General features: G+C 70.8%; 26 protein-coding genes. 3 read left to right on the top strand and 23 right to left on the bottom strand.

All coding sequences use genetic code 11. The annotated features are described in order from the left end of the window. Positions 1-50 precede the first annotated feature (50 nt). Genes tyrS through infC form a run of 15 tightly spaced genes read right to left on the bottom strand, consistent with a single transcriptional unit; the run spans position 51 to position 14,741 of the window. The gene (tyrS, locus tag ACFJGV_RS19170; protein ID WP_378148792.1) at positions 51-1,355 is read right to left on the bottom strand and encodes a tyrosine--tRNA ligase; all 1,305 of its coding nucleotides are present in this window, start codon (positions 1,353-1,355) and stop codon (positions 51-53) included. A gap of 16 nt (positions 1,356-1,371) precedes the next feature. Beyond that, positions 1,372-2,001 (bottom strand): DNA-3-methyladenine glycosylase, encoded by a 630-nt coding sequence (locus tag ACFJGV_RS19165; protein WP_378145866.1) that lies wholly within the window; start codon positions 1,999-2,001, stop codon positions 1,372-1,374. Between the two features lie 8 nt (positions 2,002-2,009). Next, a complete protein-coding gene (locus ACFJGV_RS19160) occupies positions 2,010-2,165 on the bottom strand; it encodes a hypothetical protein (protein WP_378145864.1) in 156 nt (51 codons plus the stop codon). After that, the gene (argH, locus tag ACFJGV_RS19155) at positions 2,162-3,610 is read right to left on the bottom strand and encodes an argininosuccinate lyase (protein ID WP_378145862.1); all 1,449 of its coding nucleotides are present in this window, start codon (positions 3,608-3,610) and stop codon (positions 2,162-2,164) included. Before argH ends, ACFJGV_RS19160 begins: the two co-directional genes overlap by 4 nt. Next, positions 3,607-4,542 carry an ornithine carbamoyltransferase gene (gene argF, locus ACFJGV_RS19150; RefSeq protein WP_378145860.1) on the bottom strand — a complete coding sequence of 312 codons (936 nt, stop codon included), beginning with the start codon at positions 4,540-4,542 and terminating at the stop codon, positions 3,607-3,609. Before argF ends, argH begins: the two co-directional genes overlap by 4 nt. A 46-nt stretch (positions 4,543-4,588) precedes the next feature. Further along, a complete protein-coding gene (locus tag ACFJGV_RS19145) occupies positions 4,589-5,803 on the bottom strand; it encodes an acetylornithine transaminase (protein ID WP_378145858.1) in 1,215 nt (404 codons plus the stop codon). A gap of 12 nt (positions 5,804-5,815) precedes the next feature. Further along, the gene (argB, locus tag ACFJGV_RS19140; protein ID WP_378145857.1) at positions 5,816-6,724 is read right to left on the bottom strand and encodes an acetylglutamate kinase; all 909 of its coding nucleotides are present in this window, start codon (positions 6,722-6,724) and stop codon (positions 5,816-5,818) included. Continuing rightward, positions 6,724-7,884 (bottom strand): bifunctional glutamate N-acetyltransferase/amino-acid acetyltransferase ArgJ, encoded by a 1,161-nt coding sequence (gene argJ / locus ACFJGV_RS19135; protein ID WP_378145855.1) that lies wholly within the window; start codon positions 7,882-7,884, stop codon positions 6,724-6,726. The genes argB and argJ overlap by 1 nt, the downstream gene beginning before the upstream one ends. After that, positions 7,881-8,927 carry an N-acetyl-gamma-glutamyl-phosphate reductase gene (argC, locus tag ACFJGV_RS19130; RefSeq protein WP_378145854.1) on the bottom strand — a complete coding sequence of 349 codons (1,047 nt, stop codon included), beginning with the start codon at positions 8,925-8,927 and terminating at the stop codon, positions 7,881-7,883. The genes argJ and argC overlap by 4 nt, the downstream gene beginning before the upstream one ends. Before the next feature lie 49 nt (positions 8,928-8,976). Then, the gene (gene pheT / locus ACFJGV_RS19125) at positions 8,977-11,508 is read right to left on the bottom strand and encodes a phenylalanine--tRNA ligase subunit beta (protein ID WP_378145852.1); all 2,532 of its coding nucleotides are present in this window, start codon (positions 11,506-11,508) and stop codon (positions 8,977-8,979) included. Between the two features lies 1 nt (position 11,509). Then, positions 11,510-12,550 (bottom strand): phenylalanine--tRNA ligase subunit alpha, encoded by a 1,041-nt coding sequence (gene pheS / locus ACFJGV_RS19120; RefSeq protein WP_378145850.1) that lies wholly within the window; start codon positions 12,548-12,550, stop codon positions 11,510-11,512. 49 nt (positions 12,551-12,599) lie between these two features. Continuing rightward, positions 12,600-13,400 carry a TrmH family RNA methyltransferase gene (locus ACFJGV_RS19115; protein WP_378145849.1) on the bottom strand — a complete coding sequence of 267 codons (801 nt, stop codon included), beginning with the start codon at positions 13,398-13,400 and terminating at the stop codon, positions 12,600-12,602. A gap of 25 nt (positions 13,401-13,425) precedes the next feature. Next, positions 13,426-13,812, bottom strand: coding sequence for a 50S ribosomal protein L20 (rplT, locus tag ACFJGV_RS19110; RefSeq protein ID WP_378145847.1), 387 nt, complete (start codon positions 13,810-13,812; stop codon positions 13,426-13,428). 36 nt (positions 13,813-13,848) lie between these two features. Continuing rightward, a complete protein-coding gene (gene rpmI / locus ACFJGV_RS19105; protein ID WP_085019107.1) occupies positions 13,849-14,043 on the bottom strand; it encodes a 50S ribosomal protein L35 in 195 nt (64 codons plus the stop codon). 23 nt (positions 14,044-14,066) lie between these two features. Then, complete coding sequence (gene infC / locus ACFJGV_RS19100) at positions 14,067-14,741, bottom strand: translation initiation factor IF-3 (RefSeq protein WP_378145846.1); 675 nt, start codon at positions 14,739-14,741, stop codon at positions 14,067-14,069. A 203-nt stretch (positions 14,742-14,944) separates the two neighbouring features. Here infC and ACFJGV_RS19095 point away from each other — a divergent pair, with 203 nt between their 5' ends. Then, positions 14,945-15,310, top strand: a complete 366-nt coding sequence (locus ACFJGV_RS19095) for a DUF1844 domain-containing protein (RefSeq protein WP_378145844.1) — start codon at positions 14,945-14,947, stop codon at positions 15,308-15,310. Between the two features lie 17 nt (positions 15,311-15,327). On the opposite strand, the gene ACFJGV_RS19090 is transcribed toward ACFJGV_RS19095, so the two are convergent. From ACFJGV_RS19090 to ACFJGV_RS19065, 6 genes are read right to left on the bottom strand one after another with little or no spacing between them, the layout of a single operon-like run. Next, the gene (locus ACFJGV_RS19090) at positions 15,328-16,098 is read right to left on the bottom strand and encodes an SseB family protein (RefSeq protein ID WP_378145843.1); all 771 of its coding nucleotides are present in this window, start codon (positions 16,096-16,098) and stop codon (positions 15,328-15,330) included. After that, complete coding sequence (priA, locus tag ACFJGV_RS19085) at positions 16,082-16,828, bottom strand: bifunctional 1-(5-phosphoribosyl)-5-((5-phosphoribosylamino)methylideneamino)imidazole-4-carboxamide isomerase/phosphoribosylanthranilate isomerase PriA (protein ID WP_378145842.1); 747 nt, start codon at positions 16,826-16,828, stop codon at positions 16,082-16,084. Before priA ends, ACFJGV_RS19090 begins: the two co-directional genes overlap by 17 nt. A 32-nt stretch (positions 16,829-16,860) precedes the next feature. Then, positions 16,861-17,499 carry an imidazole glycerol phosphate synthase subunit HisH gene (gene hisH / locus ACFJGV_RS19080; RefSeq protein ID WP_378145840.1) on the bottom strand — a complete coding sequence of 213 codons (639 nt, stop codon included), beginning with the start codon at positions 17,497-17,499 and terminating at the stop codon, positions 16,861-16,863. Then, complete coding sequence (hisB, locus tag ACFJGV_RS19075; protein WP_378145839.1) at positions 17,496-18,104, bottom strand: imidazoleglycerol-phosphate dehydratase HisB; 609 nt, start codon at positions 18,102-18,104, stop codon at positions 17,496-17,498. The genes hisH and hisB overlap by 4 nt, the downstream gene beginning before the upstream one ends. Positions 18,105-18,114: 10 nt before the next feature. Then, positions 18,115-19,197 carry a histidinol-phosphate transaminase gene (locus ACFJGV_RS19070; RefSeq protein ID WP_378145838.1) on the bottom strand — a complete coding sequence of 361 codons (1,083 nt, stop codon included), beginning with the start codon at positions 19,195-19,197 and terminating at the stop codon, positions 18,115-18,117. Between the two features lie 41 nt (positions 19,198-19,238). Then, positions 19,239-19,589, bottom strand: a complete 351-nt coding sequence (locus ACFJGV_RS19065; RefSeq protein ID WP_378145836.1) for a LysM peptidoglycan-binding domain-containing protein — start codon at positions 19,587-19,589, stop codon at positions 19,239-19,241. A 269-nt stretch (positions 19,590-19,858) separates the two neighbouring features. Here ACFJGV_RS19065 and lexA point away from each other — a divergent pair, with 269 nt between their 5' ends. Next, positions 19,859-20,524, top strand: coding sequence for a transcriptional repressor LexA (lexA, locus tag ACFJGV_RS19060; protein WP_378145834.1), 666 nt, complete (start codon positions 19,859-19,861; stop codon positions 20,522-20,524). Between the two features lie 36 nt (positions 20,525-20,560). On the opposite strand, the gene hflX is transcribed toward lexA, so the two are convergent. Beyond that, complete coding sequence (hflX, locus tag ACFJGV_RS19055) at positions 20,561-22,081, bottom strand: GTPase HflX (protein WP_378145832.1); 1,521 nt, start codon at positions 22,079-22,081, stop codon at positions 20,561-20,563. Positions 22,082-22,117: 36 nt separating this feature from the next. On the opposite strand from hflX, the gene ACFJGV_RS19050 reads away from it, so the two are divergent. Continuing rightward, a complete protein-coding gene (locus ACFJGV_RS19050; protein ID WP_378145831.1) occupies positions 22,118-22,738 on the top strand; it encodes a class I SAM-dependent methyltransferase in 621 nt (206 codons plus the stop codon). Between the two features lie 33 nt (positions 22,739-22,771). Here the strand turns inward: ACFJGV_RS19050 and dapF are convergent, their stop codons facing one another. Next, positions 22,772-23,653, bottom strand: coding sequence for a diaminopimelate epimerase (gene dapF, locus ACFJGV_RS19045; RefSeq protein ID WP_378145829.1), 882 nt, complete (start codon positions 23,651-23,653; stop codon positions 22,772-22,774). Between the last annotated feature and the right edge of the window lie 5 nt (positions 23,654-23,658).

Genomic DNA, 23,658 nt, shown 5'->3' with positions numbered 1-23,658 from the left:
TCGCGACCCGTGCAAATCGGCCGGGTCATCTCGGCGTGTCGCCCGGAAACTCAGGCCAGACGTACCCCGGCGAGGGTGCGCTTGCCACGACGGATCACAGCGACACCGCCGGCGAGGGCGGCACCCTCGAAGGTCGCCTGGTCGTCGGCGACCTTCACGTTGTTCAGGTACACCCCGCCCTGGGCGAGCGCTCGCCTGGCCTCCCCCAGACTCTGCGCGAGCCCCGAGTCGACGAGGGCCTGCACGACGGTGGTCGACGCGGTCGCCTCCGTACCCGGGAGCTCGTTGATCGCCGCCGCGAGGGTGTCGGCGTCGAGCGTGGACAGGTCGCCCTGCCCGAAGAGAGCCTGCGATGCGGCGATCGCCGACTCCGTCGCAGCGACACCGTGCACCAGCGAGGTCACGTCGTACGCCAGAGCGCGCTGCGCCTCCCGGCGGAACGGCTCGTCGAGCGTGGCCTGCTCCAGCCGCTCGATCTCGGCGCGGTCTCGGAACGTGAACACCTTGAGCCTCGAGACCACGTCGGCGTCGTCGGTGTTGAGCCAGAACTGGTAGAACGCGTACGGACTGGTGAGTCGCGCGTCGAGCCAGACGGCGTTGCCCTCGCTCTTGCCGAACTTCGTCCCGTCGGAGTTGGTGATGAGCGGTGTGCCGATGGCATGCACGCTCACCCCCTCGGCGCGGTGGATCAGGTCCGTCCCGCTCGTGAGGTTGCCCCACTGATCGCTGCCCCCGGTCTGCAGCACGCACCCGTACGAGCGGTACAGCTCGAGGAAGTCCATGCCCTGCAGGATCTGGTAGCTGAACTCGGTGTAGCTGATGCCCGCCTCCGAGTTGAGCCGCGCCGACACGGCATCCTTCTTGAGCATGGTGCCCACGCGGAAGTACTTCCCCACGTCGCGGAGGAAGTCGATGGCCGACAACGGGGCGGTCCAGTCGAGGTTGTTCACCATCCGAGCCGCGTTGTCGCCCTCGAAGCTCAGGTACCGCTCGATCTGCCCTCGCAGGTACCCCACCCACTCCGCGACGGTCTCGCGGGTGTTGAGCGTGCGCTCGGCCGTCGGCCGTGGGTCGCCGATGAGTCCGGTCGATCCGCCGACCAGGCCCAGGGGCTTGTGGCCGGCCAGCTGCAAGCGCCTCATGGTGAGGATCTGCACGAGGTTGCCGAGGTGCAGGCTGGCGGCCGTGGGGTCGAAGCCGCAGTAGTAGGTGATGGGAGGGCCGGCGAGCAGCTCCTTCAGAGCGGCGGCGTCGGTGGAGACGTGGATGAGTCCGCGCCAGACGAGTTCGTCCCAGATGTCGTCGAACGACTCGTCGTTGTGCTGCGCGGACAGGGTCGTCGGGGCACTGTCCATCACGCCTCCGAGCGTATCAGCGCGGCGCTCCCCCGCTCGCCCGGCCGGGCCGGAGCGACGGATGCACCTTGTAGGGCGAGACCGTCGGCTCGCCGCGGAGAGCGAACCGCCAGCGGAACGGATCGGCTCCGCCTGGTCCGCTCACCCCGGTGCGCAGCGTCTCCTCGTAGTCGGTCGCCGGCGCCGAGGGCGGGTCGAGTCGGAACGGCGGCTGTGCGAGATCGGCGCCGTTGTCGGCCATCGAGATCCCCAGCGCGACGACGAGACGGGCCGGGCCTCGGGCGAGATCGCGCGCCGAGACCTTCTCGCCCCGCCGTGCGCGGGCGAGCTCCTCCCCCTCCAGCACCTCACCCGCGCGGAGCAGGACCGCGGAGGCGGTGCCCTCCGGTGAGCAGACCACGTTGGCGCAGGTGTGCATCCCATACGTGAAGTACGTGTACAGCGTGCCGGGGCGACCGAACATGACCGAGTTGCGTGGCGTCTGCCCACGGTGGGCATGGGAGCCCGGGTCCTCCCCCATGCCCAGGTACGCCTCGACCTCGGTGATCCGCAGCGCGACGAGTCCGTCGGGCGAGTCGTGGCTGAGGACGGCGCCGAGAAGTGCGGGCGCGACCACCACAGCGGGCGCAGCGAGGTCGAGAGACATCGGGAGGGTCAGAAAAGCCTGACGCCGAGCGAGAGCGAGACCACGATCGCCGCGACGACGATCGCGGCGGCCACACCGATCAGCGTCCAGACCGCCCACTTCGGCAGGGGCCGACGCCAGAAGCCCGGGTCGCCCGGATCGCGGGGCGGCTTCGACGCGCTCATGCCACGCTCCCCTCGACGGGCTGGAGCTCGGACGAGAGCGTCCGGATGCGCGCGGTGAGACCCGCCAGCTGCTCGCGGACCCTCTCGGGTGCGGTGCCCGCCGCGCCCGAGCGGCTCGCCACGGAGCCCTCGATCGTCAGCACGTCGCGCACCTTCGGAGTGAGGTGGGGCGAGAGGGCGGAGTACTGCTCGTCGGTGAGCTCGTCGAGCTCGAGGCCGTGCATCTCGGCGAAGCGGACCAGCGCACCGGTGATCTCGTGCGCATCGCGGAAGGTCACGTGCTGCTTCACCAGCCATTCGGCGACGTCGGTCGCCAGCGAGTAGCCCTGGGGCGCCAGCTCCGCCATCCGCTCGGTGTGGAACTCCATGGTGGCGACCATGCCGGTGAACGCCGGCAGCAGGACCTCCAGGGTCTTGATCGAGTCGAAGACCGGCTCCTTGTCCTCCTGCAGGTCGCGGTTGTACGCGAGCGGGAGACCCTTGAGGGTCGCCAGCAGCCCCGTGAGGTTGCCGATCACGCGGCCCGCCTTTCCGCGGGCCAGCTCGGCGATGTCGGGGTTCTTCTTCTGCGGCATGATCGACGAGCCCGTGGAGTACGAGTCGGAGAGCGTGACGAAGCCGAACTCCTTCGTGTTCCAGAGGATGATCTCCTCGGCGAACCGCGAGAGGTCGATGCCGACCTGCGCGCAGACGTAGGCGAACTCGGCGACGAGGTCGCGCGATGCGGTGCCGTCGATCGAGTTCTCGACCACGGCCGAGAAGCCGAGCTCGGCGGCGATCGCGCCGGGATCGAGCCCGAGGGTGTTGCCCGCCAGCGCTCCGGACCCGTAGGGCGACGCGTCGGCCCGCGCATCCCAGTCGCGGAGGCGTTCGAGGTCGCGCACCAGGGGCCAGCAGTGGGCGAGCAGCTGATGCGCCAGGAGCACTGGCTGCGCGTGCTGCAAGTGGGTGCGGCCGGGCATGATCGCGGTGAGGTGATCGCCGGCCTGCACCGCGATGGCGTCGACGAGGTCGACCAGCAGCGCCGAGAGCGTGCGCGCGTGATCGCGCAGGAGCATCCGGACGAGGGTGGCGATCTGGTCGTTGCGGCTGCGGCCCGCCCGGAGCCGGCCGCCCAGCTCGGCGCCGGCGATGTCGATGAGACCGCGCTCGAGCGCGGAGTGGACGTCCTCGTCCTCCGGCAGCGGCCGGAACGTGCCGTCGTCGACCGCCGTCGACAGCGCGTCGAGGGCGGAGAGCATGCCCTCGAGCTCGTCGTCGGTGAGGTATCCGGCGCGGGCGAGCGCGCGGGCGTGCGCCCGGGACCCGGTGATGTCGTACTGCGCGAGCTGCCAGTCGAAGTGCGTCGAGCGGCTCAGCTCGACCAGCTCGGGAGCGGGGCCGCCCTGGAAGCGGCCGCCCCAGAGCGCGCCCGCCTCGCCCGACCGGTTCGCGACGTCGCTCATGCGCTCGCCCCCGCCCGCTCGAGCAGCCAGACCAGCAGGGCCTTCTGCGCGTGGAGACGGTTCTCCGCCTCGTCCCAGATGACGCTCTGAGGCCCGTCGATGACGTCGGCCGTCACCTCGAAGCCGCGGTCGGCGGGCAGGCAGTGGAGGAACAGCGCGTCCTCCTTCGCCGCCTTCATGAGCTCGGAGTCGACGGTGAAGGCGCCGAAGGTCGCGACGCGCTCCGCCTTCTCGTCCTCCTTGCCCATCGACACCCAGGTGTCGGTCACGACGACGTCGACGCCGGAGGCGGCCTCGACCGGGTCGGACGTGATGCGGACGGAGCCACCGGTCTCGCCCGCGCGGCGCTCGGCGTCGGCCACCACATCCGCGGTCGGGGCATAGCTCTCGGGGCAGCCGATCGTGACGTGCATGCCCGCGGTCGCCCCGGCGAGCAGGTACGACTGCGCCATGTTGCTGCGGCCGTCGCCGAGGAAGGAGACCCTCAGCCCGGCGAGCTCTCCGCGGTGCTCGCGGATGGTCAGCAGATCGGCGAGCAGCTGGCACGGGTGGAAGTCGTCGGAGAGCGCGTTGACGACGGGCACGCGGGTGCCGAGCGCCATCTCCTCAAGCCCCGATTGCGCATAGGTGCGCCAGACGATCGCGGCGACCTGGCGTTCGAGCACACGCGCGGTGTCGGACGCGGTCTCCTTGCCGCCCAGCTGGCTGGAGGCCGTGCTGATGATCAGTGGGCTGCCACCGAGGTCGGCGATGCCCACCGCGAACGACACCCGGGTGCGCGTCGACGACTTGTCGAAGATGACCGCGACTGTCTGAGGCCCCGCGAGCGGACGCGCCTGGAATCGGTCGGCCTTCAGGCGCTCCGCCAGGTCGAGGATCTCGGCCTGTTCAGCAGGGGTGATGTCGTCGTCGCGGAGGAAGTGCCGTGTCATGCGTCGCCTTCGGGTGTCTCGTCGAAAGGATCAGGATAGCGGTCGGCTACGCGCGCTCGACGGCGCGGAGTGCCGCGGCGAACCGGGTGGCGAAGACCGCCACCTCGTCGTCGCCGATGATGAGGGGCGGCGCGATGCGGATGCTCGAGTCGTTGGCCGCGTTGACGATGAGGCCTTCGGCGAGCGCCGCCGCGTTCACCTCGTTCGCGACCGGCTCGGTGAGGCCCACGCCGATGAGCAGCCCACGGCCGCGGATCTCCTCGACCAGCGGCGAGCCGATCGCGGCGATGGCCTCCCGGATCTCGGCACCGCGGCGGTCGGCGTTGGCGACGAGGTCGGCCTCCTCGATCTCGGCGAGCACGGCGTTCGCCGTGGCGGAGGCGAGCGGGTTGCCCCCGAAGGTCGAGCCGTGCTGCCCACGCTGGTAGAGCTCCGACGCACGGCCGAACGTGACCAGGGCGCCGATCGGGAATCCGCCGGCGATGCCCTTGGCGATGGTCACCGCATCCGGCACGACGCCGTCGTGCATGTAGGCGAACCACTCGCCGGTGCGCCCGACGCCGGTCTGGATCTCGTCGATCACGAGGAGCGCCCCATGCTGCTCGGTCAGCTCCCGGGCACGGACGAGGAAGCCCGGCGGGAGATCGACGACGCCGGCCTCGCCCTTGACTGGCTCGACGAACAGCGCCGCGACAGTGTCGTCGATCGCCGCCTCGAGGGCCTCTATCGTGGTGTCGATGTGCTCGACGTTGCCGGGCAGCGGCTCGAACGCCTCGCGCATGGGCGGCTTCCCGGTGAGGGCGAGCGCGCCCATCGTGCGTCCGTGGAAGGAGTTCGTCAGCGCCAGGACACGGCGGCGCCGACCGTCGCCGACGTTGAGGCGGGCGAGCTTGAACGCCGCCTCGTTCGCCTCGGCGCCCGAGTTGCAGAAGTAGGCGCGGCCGGAGTCACCCGCGCCGGTGAGACGGCACAGCCGCTCGGCGAGCTCCAGCTGGGGCGGCGTGGAGAAGTAGTTCGAGACGTGCGCGAGGGTCGCCGCCTGACGGGAGACCGCCTCGACGAAGACCGGATGCGCGTGGCCCAGCGAGTTCACCGCGATGCCGGCGAGGAAGTCGAGGTACTCACGGCCGTCGACGTCCCACACCCGCGCTCCCTCACCGCGCACCAGGAAGAGCTGCGGGGTGCCGAGGGTGCGCATCATGCGGTCGGCGAACCGCTCTCTCCAGTCGGCGGCGAGTGCGGCGGTGTCGTCGTGGGTCACGATCTCCTCCGGTCAGTGGGCGGCGGCGGGCACGACCTCCGTGCCGACACCGCCTGGGGTGAAGACCTCGAGCAGCACGGAGTGCGGCTCTCGGCCGTCGATGATGGCCGCCTTCGCGACACCGGCGTCGACGGCGTCGAGGCAGGCCGCCATCTTCGGGATCATGCCCGACTCCAGCGTCGGCAGCAGGGCGCGGAGCTCGTCGCTGTCGATGACAGAGACGAGCGAGTCGCGGTTCGGCCAGTCGGCGTAGAGCCCGGCGATGTCGGTGAGGATGACGAGCTTGGCCGCCCCGAGGGCCGCGGCCAAGGCTCCGGCCGCCGCATCGGCGTTGACGTTGAGCACCTGACCGGGCTCGTCGATGTCGGGCGCGATCGACGAGACCACGGGGATGCGGCCGGCGTCGAGCTGAGCGAGTACCGCCTCCGGGTTGACGCCGATGACGTCGCCGACGAGTCCGATGTCGACCTGCTCGCCGTCGACCTCGATGGTGCGACGCCGGCCCTCGAACAGACCGGCGTCTTCACCGGAGAGTGCCGCGGCGAGCGGACCGTGCTCGTTGATGTGGCTGACGATGTCGCGGCTGATCTGGCCGGTGAGCACCATGCGGACGACCTCCATGGCCTCGGGGCTCGTCACGCGGTAGCCGCCGCGGAACTCGCTCTCGATGCCGAGCCTGTCGAGCATCCGCGTGATCTGCGGGCCCCCGCCGTGCACCACGACGGGACGGATGCCGGCGTACCGGAGGTAGACCATGTCCTCGGCGAAGGTGCGCTGCAAGTCGGGGTCGACCATGGCGTTGCCGCCGAACTTCACGACGATGACCTGCCCGTGGAAGCGCTTCAGCCACGGCAGCGACTCGATGAGCGTCTCGGCCTTGACGTGAGCGAGACCGGTGTCGGCGGCGGGGTTCGTGATCATCAGCTGGCGTACGCGCTGTTCTCGTGCACGTAGTCGTGCGTGAGGTCGTTGGTGAAGATGGTGGCGGTCGCGTCGCCGGCCTTGAGGTCGATGAGCACGTGCACCGCGCGGGGCGTGAGGTCGACGAGGTCGCGGCTCTCGTAGGGCTCGCCGGTGCGGCAGATCATCACGCCGTTCATCGACACGTCGACCGCGTACGGATCGAACCGGGCCGCTGTCGTGCCGAGCGCGGCGAGCACCCGGCCCCAGTTGGGGTCGTTGCCGAACACCGCGGCCTTGAACAGGTTGCTGCGCGACACCGCACGGCCCGCCTCGACCGCCTCGTCCTCGGTGGCGGCATTCACGACCTCGATGGCGATGTCGTGGCTCGCACCCTCGGCATCGGCCTGCAGCTGCAGGGCGAGGTCGCGGCAGAGCTCCGTCAGCGCGCCGGTGAAGTCGGCCTCGTCGGGCACGACACCGGAGGCGGCGGACGCGAGCAGCGCGACCGTGTCGTTCGTCGACATGCAGCCGTCGGAGTCGAGCCGGTCGAACGTCACGCGCGTCGCAGCGCGGAGCGCGCGGTCGAGCACGTCGGACGGGAGGTCGGCGTCGGTCGTGAGCACGACGAGCATCGTCGCGAGGCCCGGAGCGAGCATTCCCGCGCCCTTGGCCATGCCTCCGATCGTCCAGCCCTCGGCGGAGGCGCGCACCGCCTCCTTGGGCTTGGTGTCGGTGGTCATGATCGCGATCGCCGCATCCGCCCCACCGTCAGCGCTCAGCGCGGCGGCGGCGAGCGGCACACCCCCGACGACGGCGTCGCGGAAGGTCTGGTCGCCCACGCCGATGAGCCCGGTCGAGCACACGATCACGTCGCCCGCCGACACGCCGACGGCCTCGCCCACCGCCTCGGCGGTGGCGTGCGTGGTCTGGAAGCCGAATGAGCCCGTGTAGCAGTTGGCGCCGCCCGAGTTCAGCACGACGGCCGAGACCCTGCCGTCGGTGATGACCTGCTCCGACCACAGGATCGGGTTGGCCTTGCACCGGTTCGATGTGAAGACCGCCGCCGCCGCGTTCGACGGACCGCGATTGACCACGAGCGCGAGGTCGGGCGACCCGCTCGTCTTGATGCCGGCGCGGATTCCCGACGCCTCGAAACCGGCGGGGGCGGTGACGCTCACGGGGCGACTCCGTTCACGGGAAGGCCGAGGGTCTCGGGGAGACCGAGGGCGAGGTTGGTGGACTGGATCGCGGCGCCCGCGGTGCCCTTGACGAGGTTGTCGAGGGCCGTGACGGTGACGACGCGCTCCGCATCCTCGTCGATGGCGAGCCCGACGAGGGCGGTGTTCGCGCCGAGTGCGTCGCTCACGTTCGGGAACTGCCCCTCGGGCAGCAGGTGCACGAAGGGCTCGTCGGCGTAGGCGAGCTCCCACGCGCTGCGGACGTCGGCCGCGCCGACACCGGGCGCGAGACGCGCGGTGCTCGTGGCCAGGATGCCGCGCGCCATCGGCACGAGCACGGGCGTGAACGACACGGAGACGCCCTCGCCGCCGGCGAGCGTGAGGTTCTGCACGATCTCGGGCACGTGACGGTGCACTCCCCCGACTCCGTACGCGTGCGCGCTGCCCAGCAGCTCGCTCGCCAGGAGGTCGGTGCGCAGCGACTTGCCGGCCCCGGACGGCCCCACGGCGAGCACCGCCACGAGGTCGGCGGCCTGAATGACCCCGGCCCGGATGCCCGGGGCGAGGCCGAGGGAGACCGCGGTCACATTGCAGCCCGGGACGGCGATCCGATTCACGCCGGCGAGCGCGTCGCGCTGCTTGCCACCCGACCCGACGACCAGCTCGGGCAGGCCGTACGGCCACGATCCGAACCATTCGCTCCGGTAGAAGCGATCCCAGTCGGCGCCGTTCGTGAGGCGGTGGTCGGCGCCGCAGTCGACGACGAGACGCGCGTCGGACAGCGCATCGGCGAGCTCGCCCGACTTGCCGTGAGGCAGCGCGAGGAAGACGACGTCGTGCCCACGGAGGTTCTCGACGGTGGTGTCGACGAGCGTCAGCCCCGCGTACGAGCGCAGGTGCGGATGCACGGCGAGGATCGGCTGCCCGGCGTTCGCGTGCGCGGTGACGGTGCGCACCTCGAACTCGGGATGCGCGGCGAGGAGCCGGAGGATCTCTCCCCCGGCGTAGCCGCTCGCACCGGCGATCGCGACGGAGTAGGTCATGGGTCCAATCTATCTGCCGCCCGCGACGCCCGCGGGAGGCCTCATCCCGTCACTCGCGGACGGCGGCTCCGTGCTCCTCGGCGGCGCGCGCGGCGCCCGCGAGCTTGGCCTCGCTGGCCTCCGCGGCGGTGAGCGTGCGATCGTCGGCCCTGAACCGCAGTGCGAACGTGAGCGACTTGGTGCCGTCCGGGAGGCCGGACCCGCGATAGTCGTCGACCAGCTCGATCGCCTCGAGCAGCTCGCCCGCGCCCTCGGCGACCGACCGCTCGACATCGCCCGCGGGGATGTCGACCGCGACGACCAGCGAGAGGTCCTGCGTGGCGGCCGGGTATCCGCTGATCGGATGCACGTCGGCCATCGGTCGCGCGGCGGCGAACAGGGCGTCCCAGTCGAGCTCGACGACGGCGACCACGCGGGGCAGGTCGAGCTCCGCGGTGAGCGAGGGCAGCACCTCGCCGGCGAAGCCGACGGAGCGCTTCTCGCCGCCCGACACGGCGAACACCTCGGCCGTCCGGCCCGGGTGGAGCGAGGCGTGCGTTCCTTGGGCGATCTGCACCTCGACGTCGAGCGCCTGCGCCACGGTCCGAACAGCGTCGAGCGCGTCGGCGAGGCCCGCAGGGACCGCCGGGCGCCCGGGTCGACGCTCGAGGGCATCGCCGAGGAAGAGCGCGGCGACGTGGCGCGGCTGCGGCGGGATGCTCCGGTGGAGCTCGTCGAGCACCGGCTCTGTCGGCAGCTCGGCACCGGCCGGGATTGACGCGACACCGTAGGCCACACCCTCCAGCGGCTGGAAGACCAGCCCGACCTCGAAGAGGGCGAGGTCGGTCAGGCCGCGCGAGACGTTGCGGCGGGCCACGTCGAGGAGACCCGGCACGAGCGACGTGCGGAGGAACGGCGCCGCCGGGTCGAGCGGGTTCGCCACTCGGACGGCCGGGACCGCGGAGCCCGACGGCGATCCGAACGACCTCGTCTGCTGCTCCGACGCGAACGGATACGCGAGCACCTCGGTGAGGCCGGCCGCGGCCAGCGAGTCGCCGGTGCGACGACGGGCGCGCTGACCGGGGGTGAGGCCTCGGCCGGGAGGCGCGACCGGGAGCACCGAGGGGATGCGGTCGTACCCGACGATGCGGGCGACCTCCTCGGCGAGGGTCGCCTTGTCGGTGAGGTCGGGGCGCCACGACGGCGGCGTCACGACGAGGGCGTCGTCCTCGCGCTCGACGGCCGCACCGATCTGGCGCAGGGAGTCGATGATCTCGTCGTCGGTGAACCCCGCGCCGATGAGCTCCGGGACGTAGGTGAGCGGCAGGTGGATGGCCGCGGGGTCGGAGTGGGCCACGTGGACCGAGCCCAGCGCATCCGCCCGACCCCCCGCGAGCTGCTCGAGCAGCTCGACGACTCGTGCCGCAGCCGCTTCGGCGACCTTCGGGTCGACCGAGCGCTCGAAGCGCTTCGACGCCTCGCTCGGCAGCTTGTGCCGACGCGCGGTGCGCGCGATCGAGACCGGGTCGAAGTTCGCGGCCTCGACCAGCACGTCGGTCGTCGACGACGAGATCTCGGTCTCGGCGCCGCCCATGACACCCGCGAGACCGATGGCCCCGCGGTCGTCGGCGATGACCAGGTCTTCGGGGTGGAGCGACCGGGTCTGCCCGTCGAGGGTGAGGAGCGTCTCCCCCTCCGCGGCCCGGCGCACGACGATTCCGCCCTGCAGCGTGTCGAGGTCGTATCCGTGGATGGGCTGCCCGTACTCGAGCATCACGTAGTTCGTGATGTCGACCACCAGCGAGATCGAGCGGATTCCGGCCAGCTTGAGGCGGGTCACGAGCCACGGGGGCGACGGACGCGTCGCGTCGACGCCCCGCACCACGCGGGTGATGAAGACGGAGGCGCCCACGCGTCCGCGGATCGGGGCCTCGTCGACGATGGCGACCGGGAACCCGGAGACCGCTGCCGGCGTCACGCGGTCGACCGGGTCGCGGAACGCCGCCCCCGTCGAGTGCGAGTACTCGCGCGCGATGCCGCGGATCGAGAACGCGTAGCCGCGGTCCGGCGTGACGTTGACCTCGACGGCCGAGTCGTCGAGGCCCAGCAGCGCGATCGCGTCGGTGCCGACCTCGGGGTCGAGTCCCAGGGTCACCAGGCGCAGGATGCCCTCGTGCTCGTCGCTCAGCCCGAGCTCGCGGGCGGAGGCGATCATGCCGTCGGAGACGTGACCGTAGGTCTTGCGCGCGGCGATGGCGAAGCCGCCGGGCAGGACGGCGCCCGGGAGCGTCACCACGACCTTGTCGCCCACGACGAAGTTGCCGGCGCCGCAGACGATGCCGCGCACGTCGTCGCCGCCGTCGGCGGCTCGGTGCCCCTCGGGCGCGACGCGCACCTGACACCAACGGATGGTCTTGCCGTTCTTCTGCGGCTCCTCGGTGAACTCGAGCACCTCGCCGACCACGACGGGGCCGCTCACCTCGAAGTGGTGGGAGCCCTCCTCCTCGAGGCCCACCTTGACCAGGGCGGCGTGGATGTCGTCGATCGAGGCGCCCTCGGGCAGGTCGACGTACTCTGCGAGCCAGCTGACGGGGATGCGCATGTCAGACCACCATTCCGAATTGCTGACTGAACCGGACGTCGCCCTCGACCATGTCGCGCATGTCGTTGAGGTCGTTGCGGAACTGGAGGGTGCGCTCGATGCCCATGCCGAACGCGAAGCCCGAGTACTCGTCGGGGTCGATGCCCGCGGCGCGCAGGACGTTGGGGTTCACCATGCCGCAGCCGCCCCACTCCACCCAGCGCGCGCCGCCCTTGGCGTTCGGCTGCCAGACGTCCATCTCGGCGCTCGGCTCGGTGAACGGGAAGTAGTTCGGGCGGAGGCGGATGCGCGCCTCCTCACCGAACATCTGGCGGGCGAAGTGCTCCAGCGTGCCGCGCAGGTGCGCCATGGTGAGGCCGCGGTCGACGGCGATGCCCTCCACCTGGCTGAAGACGGGCGTGTGGGTCGCGTCGAGCTCGTCGGTGCGGTACACCCGCCCGGGGGCGATGACGTAGACCGGCAGGTCGCGCTCGAGCAGCGAGCGCACCTGCACCGGCGAGGTGTGCGTGCGCAGCACGAGGTGCGACGACGGCGGGTCGATGAAGAAGGTGTCCTGCATCGCACGCGCCGGGTGGTCCTCGTCGAAGTTGAGCGCGTCGAAGTTGAACCACTCGCTCTCGACCTCGGGGCCCTCCGCGACCTCCCACCCCATGCCGACGAAGATGTCGGCGATGCTCTCCTGCAGCAGGGTGAGCGGATGGCGGGCACCGAGCCTGTGGCGTGGAGCGACCGCGGTCACGTCGACGGCCTCCGCGGCCAGACGCCGCTCCTCCTCGAGGGCGGCGACCTCGGCCTCGCGCTCGGCGAACGCCTGGTTCACGCGTGCACGCGCTTGCCCCACCAGCTTCCCCGCGGCGGCCTTCTGGTCGCCGGGCAAGGACTTGATGCGACCGTTCAGCGCGGCCAGGGGCGAGGACTCGCCGATGTGGGCCGCCTTGGCGGCGCGGAGCGTGGCGGAGTCGGTCGCGCCGGCCAGCGCCGCGAGTGCGGCGTCGACCGCCTCCGCGACCTCGGCTTCCGAAATGGCGTGGGCATCAGACACGAGGACCGATTCTAGTCGCCCGCGGCGACCGGCTCGTGAAGCCCCCTCCTCAGGAGCGGTGGGCGAACGCGCTCTCGTACAGGCAGACGGACGCGGCGGTCGCCAGGTTCAGCGATTCGGCCTGCCCGTAGATGGGCAGCGACACCACACGATCGACCTGGGTGAGGTGCTCGTCGCTCATCCCTCGAGCCTCGTTGCCGAAGACCCAGGCGGTGGGCTGCTCGAGCACGCCCTCCCGGCGGATAGAGAGCAGGTCGTCTCCCTTGATGTCGGCCGCGAGGGTGACCAGGCCCGCGGCGGAGGCGCGACCCAGCACATCCGACAGCGTGGCGTCGATGGCGACAGGGAGGTGGAACAGCGAACCCGTGGTCGAGCGGACGACCTTCGGGTTGTAGAGGTCGACGCTGCGGCCCGTGAGGATGACCGCGTCGGCGCCCGCTGCATCCGCCGCCCGGATGATGGTGCCCGCGTTGCCCGGGTCGCGCACCTCCTCGAGCACGGCGATGAGCTTGGGCTCCTGCGCGAAGATCTCCTTCACCGCCGTCGGGAACTGGCGGCACACCGCGACGAAGCCCTGAGGGGTCACGGTGTCGGCCATCGCGTCGAGCACCTGCTCGGTCACGAACTCCACCTCGATGCCGTTCGCCTCGGCGAGCGCGCCGATCGCCTCGTGTCGTTCGAGCGCGGTGGGGGTGACGAAGAGATCGACGACGAGACCGGGGTCGAAGCTCACGACCTCGCGGACGGACTGCGGTCCCTCCACGAGGAAGAGCCCGGTCTCAGACCGGGCTCCTCTCTTGGCGAGCTTCGCCACAGCCCGGACGCGCGGTGAACGCGGATTGTCCAGCATGAGGCGAGGCTACAGGCGTCGTGACCTACGCAGCGGTCTTCGGCGCCGACGTGTCGGCGGGAAGAGCGGCACGAGCGCTCTCGACCAGCGCGGCGAACGTCGCGGGCTCGTTCACGGCGAGCTCGGCGAGGATGCGGCGGTCGACCTCGATGCCGGCCAGGGCGAGACCCTGGATGAGGCGGTTGTAGGTGAGGCCGTTCTGACGCGACGCGGCGTTGATGCGCTGGATCCAGAGGCGACGGAAGTCGCCCTTGCGCGCACGACGGTCACGGTAGGAGTAGACGAGGGAGTGGGTGACCTGCTCCTTCGCCTTGCGATACAGGCGCGACCGCTGACCGCGGTAGCCCTCGGCGCGCTCGAGTACGACGCGACGCTTCTTGGCGGCATTGACCGCCCTCTTCACTCTTGCCATCTGACTCTTCCTTCAGGTCGTATCGTCGGGCGCTGGTCAGCGGCCGAGAAGCTTCTTCACGGTCTTGGCGTCTGCCGGGGACAGGACCTGGTCCTGGTTGAGGCGCGCCTTGCGACCGGGGGCCTTCACCTCGAGGTTGTGGCGCATGCCGGCCTGCTGCTTCATGATCTTGCCGCTACCGGTGATCTTGAAGCGCTTCTTCGACCCGGAGTGGGTCTTGTTCTTGGGCATCGGGGTTTCTCCTTGTGTATGGGTCAGTTGCCGGCCGGCTCGGCCGGTGCAGACTCCTCCGGCGCGCTCTCGCGCGGCGGGCGGGTCTCACGCTTCGCATTGGCTTCGGCCTTGGCCTCCGCCTTGTTCTTCAACGGGCCGATGACCATGACCATGTTGCGGCCGTCGATGGTGGGGCTGGACTCGACCTGACCCCACTCGGCCACATCCTCCGCGAACCGCTGCAGCAGGCGCACGCCCTGATCGGGACGGGACTGCTCGCGACCGCGGAAGAGGATCATCGCCTTGACCTTGTCGCCCGCCTTGAGGAAGCCCTCGGCGCGCTTGCGCTTGGTCTCGTAGTCGTGCACGTCGATCTTCAGGCGGAAGCGCACCTCCTTGAGGATGGTGTTCGCCTGGTTCCGGCGGGCCTCCTTGGCCTTCTGCGCGGCTTCGTACTTGAACTTTCCGTAGTCCATGATCTTCGCGACCGGGGGCTTGGAGTTGGGTGCCACCTCGACGAGGTCGAGGTCCGCCTCCTGGGCAAGCCGAAGCGCGACGTCGATGCTGACGACGCCGACCTGCTCGCCGCCGGGACCCACGAGGCGGACCTCGGGGACTCGGATACGGTCGTTGGTACGGGGATCGCTGATGCGTAGCTCCTTAGTTCGTTCGTGTCGAGCGCCCGATCCGGGGCTCGCGAAGGCGGAGCTGCTCACCGTGCGACGTGATGCACGTCGACACACAACGCACCCTGACTACTCGTCCGCCGGCCGAGGCCGTCGTCACGAGCGGAGTGCAATCGACCCGGTAACCTGTTGAGGCGGTATGCGCGGGTGGGAGATTCTCCACTTTCGAGCCGAGGGCGAGCCTCAGCCGCATAGAGTCTAGCAGACACTCCGTCCCAGCAGTGAGGAACCCGATGACCGACGCCCACGACCACGCGATCGACGACGAGACGCTGGAGGCAGAGGCCCTCCGCGACATCGCGGAGGTCCCGGCGATCGAGGTCATCACGACCACCGCGGTGCATCTCATGAGCGCCGCCGCCGTGAAGTGCGGACTGGCCGACGACCCGTCGCTCGAGACCGACCTCGACGAGGCGCGGAAGCTCATCACCGCCCTCGCCGGTCTCGTGACGGCGTCGGCCCCGTTCCTCGGCGATCAGCACGCGCGGAGCCTCCGCGACGGCCTCCGGTCGCTGCAGCTCGCGTTCCGCGAGGCGTCGCCCATCCAGGACGCACCCGGCGAGGGCCCCGGCGAGAAGTACACCGGACCCGTCTCCTAGGGCGCGGCCTCCTCCGGTCAGCGGAGCCTGACGGCCAGGGAGTCGACGGCGCCGGCGATGACCTCGTCGGACGCCCATGACTCCTGCAGCCGCCCGAGCAGCGCCGACAGCGCCGCGGCGTCGAGTCCGGGCACCAGCGAGAGCTCGACCACGACCTCCGGGGCGGCGAGACGCGCATCCGGATCGCCGGCCGCGACGGCGACCCCGGTGACCGCCGACTCCTTCGCGACCGAGTCGCGGAACCCGGCGAGGACCTCGGGCGACTCGGCCGCCGGGGTCCAGGGTGCGTCCTGCGCGATCGCCCAGAGCGCCGGACGGCGGACGGCGAACTCGGTGGGGGACCCCGGGTCGAGCACCATGACGTCGGTCTGCTCCGCCGCCGCGGCCAGGGCCGCCCGGCGCGAGGCGACGGGGATCGGGCGGGCGGTGGGATTCCACACGCTCAGCGCCTCGACGCTGCTGAACACCGGGAGCACCGTGCGTCCGTCGGGACCCGCGACGGTGACCAGCGAGAGCTCCTGCGTCTTGTCGACGCGCAGCCCCTCGGCGGTGAGCCCCTCGTCGCCCGCGTGCGCGACGAGCGGCACGAGGAGGCGCGCGCTCCGCACCGCGTCGACGACGTCGGCCTGTCCGGCACGACCCTCACGGAAGGCCGTGAGCGCGCCGATCAGCGCGGCGGATGCTGCCCCGTCGTCGCTCTCGTAGCCGTGCGACTCGAAGTGGCGCCCCTTCCAGGGCTGACCCGCGGAGTCGGCCAGGTGCGGATCGTGCTCAGCGTCCGGCGACATCCAGCGCCTCGGCGAGGGTGAACGCACCCGAGTACAGGGCGCGGCCGATGATCGCGCCCTCGAGGCCGGCGGGCACCAGCTCGCGCAGCGCGATCAGGTCGTCGAGGCTCGAGATGCCGCCCGAGGCGACGACCGGCCGATCGGTGCGGTCCATCACCTGACGCAGGAGATCGACGTTCGGGCCCTGGAGCGTGCCGTCCTTCGTCACATCGGTCACCACATAGCGCGCGCACCCTGCGTCCTCGAGCCGGGCGAGGACGTCCCAGAGGTCGCCGCCCTCCTCCGTCCACCCTCGGGCGGCCAGCGTCGTGCCGCGCACGTCGAGGCCCACGGCCACCGCCTCGCCGTACTTCGCGATCACGCTGGCGGCCCACTCCGGGTTCTCGAGCGCGGCCGTGCCGAGGTTGACGCGCTTCGCACCGCTGTCGAGCGCGGTCTCGAGGCTGCGATCGTCGCGGATGCCCCCGGACACCTCGACCGAGACGTCTTTCGCCTCACGGATGATGCGCTTGATCAGCGAGAGGTTGCTCCCCCGCCCGAACGCCGCGTCGAGGTCGACGAGGTGGATCCACTCGGCGCCCTGCTCGGCCCAGTCGACCGCGGCATCGACCGGGTCGCCGTGGAAGGTCTCGGTGCCCGCCTCGCCCTGCGTCAGACGCACCGCCTTGCCGTCGGCGACGTCGACGGCCGGCAGCAGGGTGAGCGCGGGCGCGGTGATGAACTCTGTCATGGTGCTGGTGCTCCTCGGGTGACGATCGCCGGTCAGCGCAGGCTGCCGATCCAGTTCGACAGCAGGCGGATGCCCGCCTCGCCCGACTTCTCGGGGTGGAACTGGGTGGCGCTCAGCGGACCGTTCTCGACGGCGGCGATGAAGGGCTCCCCGTGGGTGGCCCAGGTGACGACCGGGTGCGCGCGGCGACCGTCGTCGTCCATCTCCCAGCGACGCGCGGCGTACGAGTGGACGAAGTAGAAGCGCTCGTCGTGCAGGCCGTCGAACAGCACGGAGTCGGTCGGCGACTCGATCGTGTTCCAGCCCATGTGCGGGACGACGTCGGCCTCGAGCAGCTCGACCGTACCCGGCCATTCGCCCAGACCCTCGGTCTCAACGCCGCGCTCGATGCCGTGGCCGAACATCACCTGCATGCCCACGCACACCCCGAGGACCGGACGGCCGCCCGCGAGACGGCGGTCGATGAGCTCGTCGCCCCTGACCGTCCGCAGCTGGGTCATCACCGCGTCGAACGCGCCGACGCCCGGGACGAGCAGGCCGTCGGCCTCCATCACCGTGGTGCGATCGGAGGTGAGCGTGACGTCCGCCCCGGCGCGCTCGAGCGCCTTGACCGCGGAGTGGACGTTGCCGCTTCCGTACTCGAGGACCGCGACGGACGGACGGCTCGTCACAGGGCGCCCTTGGTCGACGGGATGCCCGTCACGAGCGGGTCGTAGGACTTGGCCTGACGGAAGGCGCGCGCGAAGGCCTTGAACTCGGCCTCGGCGATGTGGTGCGGATCGCGACCCGCGAGGAGCGTGAGGTGCACCGTCAACCCGGCGTTGAACGTGATGGCCTCCATGACGTGCCGGACCATCGACCCGGTGAAGTGGCCGCCGATGAGGTGGAACTCGAAGCCCGCGGGCTCGCCCGAGTGCACCAGGTACGGCCGGTTGGAGATGTCGACCACGGCCTGTGCGAGGGCGTCGTCGAGCGGGACGAGCGCATCGCCGAAGCGGGAGATCCCCGCCTTGTCGCCGAGGGCCTGCTTGATGGCCGTGCCGAGCGTGATCCCGATGTCCTCCACCGTGTGGTGGACATCGATGTCGATGTCGCCCCGGGCCCGCACCCTGAGGTCGGTGAGCGAGTGCTTGGCGAACGCCGTGAGCATGTGGTCGAAGAACGGGACGGAGGTCTCGAGATCGGCCACTCCGGTGCCGTCGAGGTCGAGCTCGAGCTCGATGCTCGACTCGCTGGTCTCCCGGTGGATGCTCGCGGTACGGGGGGAGGACGCCATGGCGACCATCCTACCGAGCCGTGTACTCGGCCATGGCGTCGAGGAACGCCGTGGTCTCGGCCTCGGTGCCCGCGCTCACCCGGAGGTGGTTCGGGATGCCGAGGTTGCGGATGATGATGCCGCGCGCGAGCAGCCACTCGAACAGGGCGGCCGGGTCGTCGACTCCGCCGAACAGGACGAAGTTCGACGCCGTCGGCCACACCTCGTACCCCAGCTCACCGAGGCGCTCGACCATGCGGTCGCGCTGACGCTTGATGTCGTCGACCATCGCGAGCATCTCGGGGGTGTGGTCGAGCGCCGCCACCGCCGCCGCCTGCGTGAGCGCCGAGAGGTGGTACGGCAGGCGGACGAGCCTCAGCGCGTCGGCGACCGCCGGGTCCGCTGCCAGGTAGCCGAGCCGAGCCCCCGCGAAGGCGAACGCCTTGCTCATCGTGCGCGACACGATGAGCCGCTGCCGCCCGGGCAACAGGCTAAGCGCGTTCGGCGTGCCCGCCGGGGCGAACTCCTCGTAGGCCTCGTCGACGACCACGATGCCGCGAGCGGCGTCGTAGGCCGCGGCGATGGTCTCGATCGGGAGCGGCGTGCCCGTCGGGTTGTTGGGCGCGCAGAAGAAGACGAGATCGGGATCGGTCTGCTCGATCCAGCGCACCGCCGTCTCGGGCGAGATCTGATAGCCCGCATCGCGCTCACCCTCGACCCACTCGGTGCCCGTGGAGGCCGCGATGATCGAGTGCATCGAGTACGTGGGCGGAAAGCCGAGCACACGCCGACCCGGGCCTCCGAAGGCCTGCAGGATGTGCTGCAGCACCTCGTTGGAGCCGTTCGCGGCCCAGATGTTGGCCTCGGTGAGGTCGTGACCGAGGTAGCGTGCCAGCGCCTGACGGAGCTCGGTGAACTCGCGGTCCGGGTAGCGATTGATCGTCAGCAGTGATGCGGCGATGCGCTCGATGATGTCGCGGGCCACGTCCTCCGGGATGGGATGCGTGTTCTCGTTGACGTTGAGCTCGACGGGCACGTGGAGCTGGGGCGCACCGTACGGCAGGCGGCCGCGGAGGTCGTCGCGGAGGGGCAGAGCGTCGAGCGGAGTGGTCACCCCTGCAATGCTACCGACCGGGGCGCCACGGCTCGCGGCGCTCAGTCGGCGTACTGCTGGGGCACGGCCAGCTTCTGGCCGGGCTGCACCTCGGAGCCGCTCAGACCGTTGAGGTTGCGGATCGACGCGATCACCTCGCGCGGGTCGTCGCCCGGCGCCAGGTCTTCCGCGATCGCCCACAGGCTCTGTCCGGCGTGGACGGTGACGTAGGAGAAGTCGTCGGACCCGGCGGACCCGGTCGCCGTGGCGGAGCCGCCGCCGAACAGGGCCACCAGGCCGAGGGTCAGGGCCAAGGCCAGACCGATGATGGAGGCCAGGACGACCTGGCCTCTGCGCGTGATGCGCAGACGGACGCGAGCGGGTGCTCCTGCGGTTGCGGTGGTGGTGCTCATCGGTGCCTCCTCGTGGAGATCGTCGCGGCGACCGGCCGGGGCCGCCGCGACGAAGCTGTGTTCCGAATATACGTTCTACTGTTCGAACTGTCAAGGCTCGATTCGATCGAAGACATCCGACGACACGCTCGAACACGCGTGCGTTCTCGAGTCGTTCTCGGATACAGTTTCGATCGACAGGTGAAGTGAATCACCTGCCACCGACATCGAATCGCAGACCACCGACATCGGCCCCGGGCGAGGGGCCGTCACGACGGAACGAGGATCCCGTGGGCACCGAGAACGGCCGTACCAGGCGACGCAAGAGCCTGAGCGACAAGCAGCTGGCCATCCTCGACGTGATCCAGCGGTCGGTCTCCGCCCGCGGCTACCCGCCGAGCATGCGCGAGATCGGCGACGCGGTTGGCCTGGCGTCGCTCTCGAGCGTCACGCACCAGCTGAACCAGCTCGAGCTGAGCGGGTACCTGCGTCGCGACCCGAACCGTCCCCGGGCCATGGAGGTGCTGATCGACGTCCCCGGCAGCGAGAGCTCCGACATCGACACCGCACCGCCCGTCGGCGACGCGACGCTCGTCCCCCTAGTCGGGCGGATCGCCGCCGGCATCCCGATCACGGCGGAGCAGCAGGTCGACGAGGTGTTCCCGCTCCCCCGCCAGCTCGTCGGCAACGGCGAGCTCTTCATGCTCAAGGTGGTGGGCGAGTCGATGATCGACGCCGCCATCTGCGACGGCGACTGGGTCGTCATCCGACAGCAGAACACGGCCGAGAACGGCGACATCGTCGCCGCGATGCTCGACGAGGAGGCCACCGTCAAGGTCTTCCGCCAGCGCGACGGGCACACCTGGCTGCTCCCCCGCAACAGCGCGTTCGAGCCGATCCTCGGGGACTACGCCACCGTGCTCGGCAAGGTCGTGGCGGTGCTCCGCGCGGTCTGACCGCGCAGGGCACCGCCACGACGGCGGAGCCTCCGCTCAGCGGGTGAAGACCGCCAGGCGCTCCTCGAACTCCGGGTTGATGAGGGCCTTCACGTGCGTGCCGCCCTCCTCGTAGTCGGTGCTCAGCACAATGTTGCGCTCGTGCAGCATCGTCACGACGTCGCCGCGCTCGTACGGGACGAGCAGGTCGACCTCGATGCTCGGCATCGGGATGCGCCGGGCGATCGCGTCGCGCAGCTCGGCGATGCCCTCGCCCGTTCGGGCCGACGCGAACAGCGCTCCCGGCTCGAGGCCGCGCAGCACGAGGCGGTCGTCGTCGGAGAGCAGGTCGCTCTTGTTGAAGACGATCATCTCGGGCACGTCGCGCGCGCCGGCATCGCCGACGACGTCGCGCACCGTCGCGATCTGGCTCGCGGGATCGGGATGCGACCCGTCGACGACGTGCACGAGCAGATCGGCGTCGGCCACCTCCTCGAGCGTCGACCGGAAGGCCTCGACGAGCTGGTGAGGCAGCTGCCGCACGAACCCGACGGTGTCGGTGAGCGTGTAGGGCCTGCCGTCGTCGGTCATCGTGCGGCGCACGGTGGCGTCGAGAGTCGCGAACAGGGCGTTCTCGACCAGGACACCGGCGTGCGTGATCCGGTTGAGCAGCGACGACTTGCCCGCGTTGGTGTACCCCGCGATCGCGACCGACGGCACCGCGTTGCGCTTGCGGTTCGCCCGCTTGGCCTCGCGCGCGGGCTTCATGCCCGCGATCTGCCGGCGGAGCTTCGCCATGCGCGTGTGGATGCGGCGACGATCGAGCTCGATCTTCGTCTCACCGGGGCCACGCGAGCCCATGCCGGCACCCGCGCTGCCCACCTGGCCACCGGCCTGGCGGGACATCGACTCACCCCATCCGCGCAGTCGCGGGAGGAGGTACTCGAGCTGCGCGAGCTCGACCTGGGCCTTGCCCTCACGGCTCTTCGCGTGCTGGCTGAAGATGTCGAGGATCACGGCCGTGCGGTCGATCACCTTCACCTTCACGACGTCCTCGAGCGCGCGGCGCTGGCTCGGGGCCAGCTCGGTGTCGGCGATCACGGTGTCGGCTCCGAGTGCGGCGACGATGCCCGCCAGCTCCTCGGCCTTGCCTCGACCGAAGTAGGTGCTCGGGTCGGGGTGGGGCCGGCGCTGGAGGAGCCCGTCGAGCACCACGGCACCCGCGGTCTCGGCGAGGGCGGCGAGCTCGTGCAGCGAGTTCTCGGCGTCGTCGAGGCTGCCCTGCGAGTAGACGCCGATGATGACGACGTTCTCGAGACGCAGCTGTCGGTACTCGACCTCCGTGACGTCCTGCAGCTCGGTCGACAGGCCGGACACACGCCGGAGCGCCTGCCGATCCTCGCGATCGAACTGCTCGCCGTCGTACTGGTTGCCCCCGGCGGTCTCGGCCCCCTGCAGGGCCTGAGCCGACCCGCCGAAGCGGGCGTACGACGCCGTGGAGTCTCCTGCGGCGAGCACGCGGGCGACGGCGTCGTCGTCTCTGCTTCGGTCTTCTGTGGTGGATGGGGTCATCGGCATAAAGAATAGTCTCCTGATTTGCTAGATTTCCCTCTCATGGAGGGCGAGCACTACTTCTCGACGCAACCGTCGGGGGAAGCGGCTCTGCGCGACCTCGATGTCACGCTGGCGGGGACGCGGGTCAGACTGACCACCGCGTCGGGGATCTTCAGTCCCGATCGCATCGACACGGGCACGCAGGTGCTGTTGGCGTCGGTGCCGACGCCTCCGCCGGGCGGGAACCTGCTCGACATCGGATGCGGCTGGGGACCGATAGCGCTCACGCTCGCCCTGGAGTCACCGCACTCGACGGTGTGGGCAGTCGATGTGAACGAGAGGGCGCTCGATCTCGTCCGGCGTAATGCTGAATCACTTCATCTCACCAATGTGAACGCCGTCCGACCCGAGGATGTTCCCGACTCGGTGCGATTCACCACGATCTGGTCCAACCCGCCCATCCGGGTGGGCAAGAACGAGCTGCACGACCTGCTCCGCCGCTGGATGCCGCGCATCGACGAGGGTGGCAACGCCTGGCTCGTCGTGCAGAAGAACCTCGGCGCCGACTCGCTGCTTCGGTGGATGGAGACGGAGTTCGGCGAGCTCGCGTTCCAGCGCACGAGCACGAACAAGGGCTTCCGCGTCCTGCACGCCCGGCGCAGGGCTCTCCGCCCGGCCTGAGGCCCGTCGCGGCACGCCCGCGCGTCCGAGACGTCAGCCGATCGAGAGGTCGCCCTCGAAGACCAGCTCGGCCGGACCCGACAGCGCGACGTGCTCACCGTCCTCGGCGGGGAACATGCGCACCCCGACCGTGCCGCCTGGCACGTCGACCCGCCATTCGTTCGGCGCTCCGGCGCCCGCCCAGTGCCGCACGGCCAGTGCGGCCGCCGCGGCGCCGGTGCCGCAGGACAGCGTCTCGCCGCTCCCCCGCTCGTGCACACGCATCCGGATGCGCCCGACGCCGTCGCGCACGAGCGGCTCGTGGGGCACCACGAACTCGACGTTCGCGCCGTCGATCGGCGCGGGGTCGAGGTGCGGGACCACGGTGAGATCGGCCGCCCCGAGCTCGGCGTCGTCGGCGAGCGCCACCACGACGTGCGGGTTGCCGACGTCGATGCCGAGACCCGGGCGGGCGACAGGGAGGTCGCGCGCGCTCACGAGGGTCTCCTCCTGCTCGAGCCGCCAGCGGCCGAGGTCGACCTGGAACCCGGTGCTGCTGCGCTGCACGTCGCGCACCCCGGCGCGGGTGCCGATGGGCAGGGTCTGACCCGGGGTGAGCTCGACGACGCCGTTCTCAAGCAGGTACCGCACGAAGACGCGGATGCCGTTGCCGCACATCTCGGCGATCGAGCCGTCGGCGTTGCGGTAGTCCATGAACCACTCGGCCGCCGGGTCCTCGGCGAGGGAGGCGCCCCCCGCCGCGATGTTCTCGGATCGGACGGCCCGCAGGATGCCGTCGGCGCCGATGCCGAAACGTCGATCGCAGAGCGCCGCCACCTCGCTGGGCGCGAGGTCGTGGGCGCCATCGGCGTCGAGGAACAGCACGAAGTCGTTGCCCGTGCCCTGGCCCTTGGTGAAGCGGAGGTCGACGGACATGCCGA

Origin of the sequence: Cnuibacter sp. UC19_7, assembly GCF_042699995.1 — a bacterium.
Lineage (GTDB): Bacteria > Actinomycetota > Actinomycetes > Actinomycetales > Microbacteriaceae > Cnuibacter.
Note: the sequence above shows the minus strand (reverse complement) of the source record. Positions and strands in the feature narration are given on the sequence as shown.

Bases quoted from the DNA above. Each gene is read 5' to 3' on its own strand.
- pheT (WP_378145852.1), bottom strand. From the start codon at position 11,508: ATGCGCATCCCCGTCAGCTGGCTCGCAGAGTACGTCGACCTGCCCGAG.
- hisB (WP_378145839.1), bottom strand. From the start codon at position 18,104: ATGGCGTCCTCCCCCCGTACCGCGAGCATCCACCGGGAGACCAGCGAG.
- argF (WP_378145860.1), bottom strand. From the start codon at position 4,542: ATGACACGGCACTTCCTCCGCGACGACGACATCACCCCTGCTGAACAG.
- ACFJGV_RS19050 (WP_378145831.1), top strand. From the start codon at position 22,118: ATGGAGGGCGAGCACTACTTCTCGACGCAACCGTCGGGGGAAGCGGCT.
- argH (WP_378145862.1), bottom strand. From the start codon at position 3,610: ATGAGCGACGTCGCGAACCGGTCGGGCGAGGCGGGCGCGCTCTGGGGC.
- tyrS (WP_378148792.1), bottom strand. From the start codon at position 1,355: ATGGACAGTGCCCCGACGACCCTGTCCGCGCAGCACAACGACGAGTCG.
- ACFJGV_RS19160 (WP_378145864.1), bottom strand. From the start codon at position 2,165: ATGAGCGCGTCGAAGCCGCCCCGCGATCCGGGCGACCCGGGCTTCTGG.
- ACFJGV_RS19095 (WP_378145844.1), top strand. From the start codon at position 14,945: ATGACCGACGCCCACGACCACGCGATCGACGACGAGACGCTGGAGGCA.
- hflX (WP_378145832.1), bottom strand. From the start codon at position 22,081: ATGCCGATGACCCCATCCACCACAGAAGACCGAAGCAGAGACGACGAC.
- dapF (WP_378145829.1), bottom strand. From the start codon at position 23,653: ATGTCCGTCGACCTCCGCTTCACCAAGGGCCAGGGCACGGGCAACGAC.
- argC (WP_378145854.1), bottom strand. From the start codon at position 8,927: ATGACCTACTCCGTCGCGATCGCCGGTGCGAGCGGCTACGCCGGGGGA.
- ACFJGV_RS19090 (WP_378145843.1), bottom strand. From the start codon at position 16,098: ATGTCGCCGGACGCTGAGCACGATCCGCACCTGGCCGACTCCGCGGGT.
- ACFJGV_RS19115 (WP_378145849.1), bottom strand. From the start codon at position 13,400: ATGCTGGACAATCCGCGTTCACCGCGCGTCCGGGCTGTGGCGAAGCTC.
- priA (WP_378145842.1), bottom strand. From the start codon at position 16,828: ATGACAGAGTTCATCACCGCGCCCGCGCTCACCCTGCTGCCGGCCGTC.
- rplT (WP_378145847.1), bottom strand. From the start codon at position 13,812: ATGGCAAGAGTGAAGAGGGCGGTCAATGCCGCCAAGAAGCGTCGCGTC.
- rpmI (WP_085019107.1), bottom strand. From the start codon at position 14,043: ATGCCCAAGAACAAGACCCACTCCGGGTCGAAGAAGCGCTTCAAGATC.
- ACFJGV_RS19165 (WP_378145866.1), bottom strand. From the start codon at position 2,001: ATGTCTCTCGACCTCGCTGCGCCCGCTGTGGTGGTCGCGCCCGCACTT.
- ACFJGV_RS19065 (WP_378145836.1), bottom strand. From the start codon at position 19,589: ATGAGCACCACCACCGCAACCGCAGGAGCACCCGCTCGCGTCCGTCTG.
- argB (WP_378145857.1), bottom strand. From the start codon at position 6,724: ATGATCACGAACCCCGCCGCCGACACCGGTCTCGCTCACGTCAAGGCC.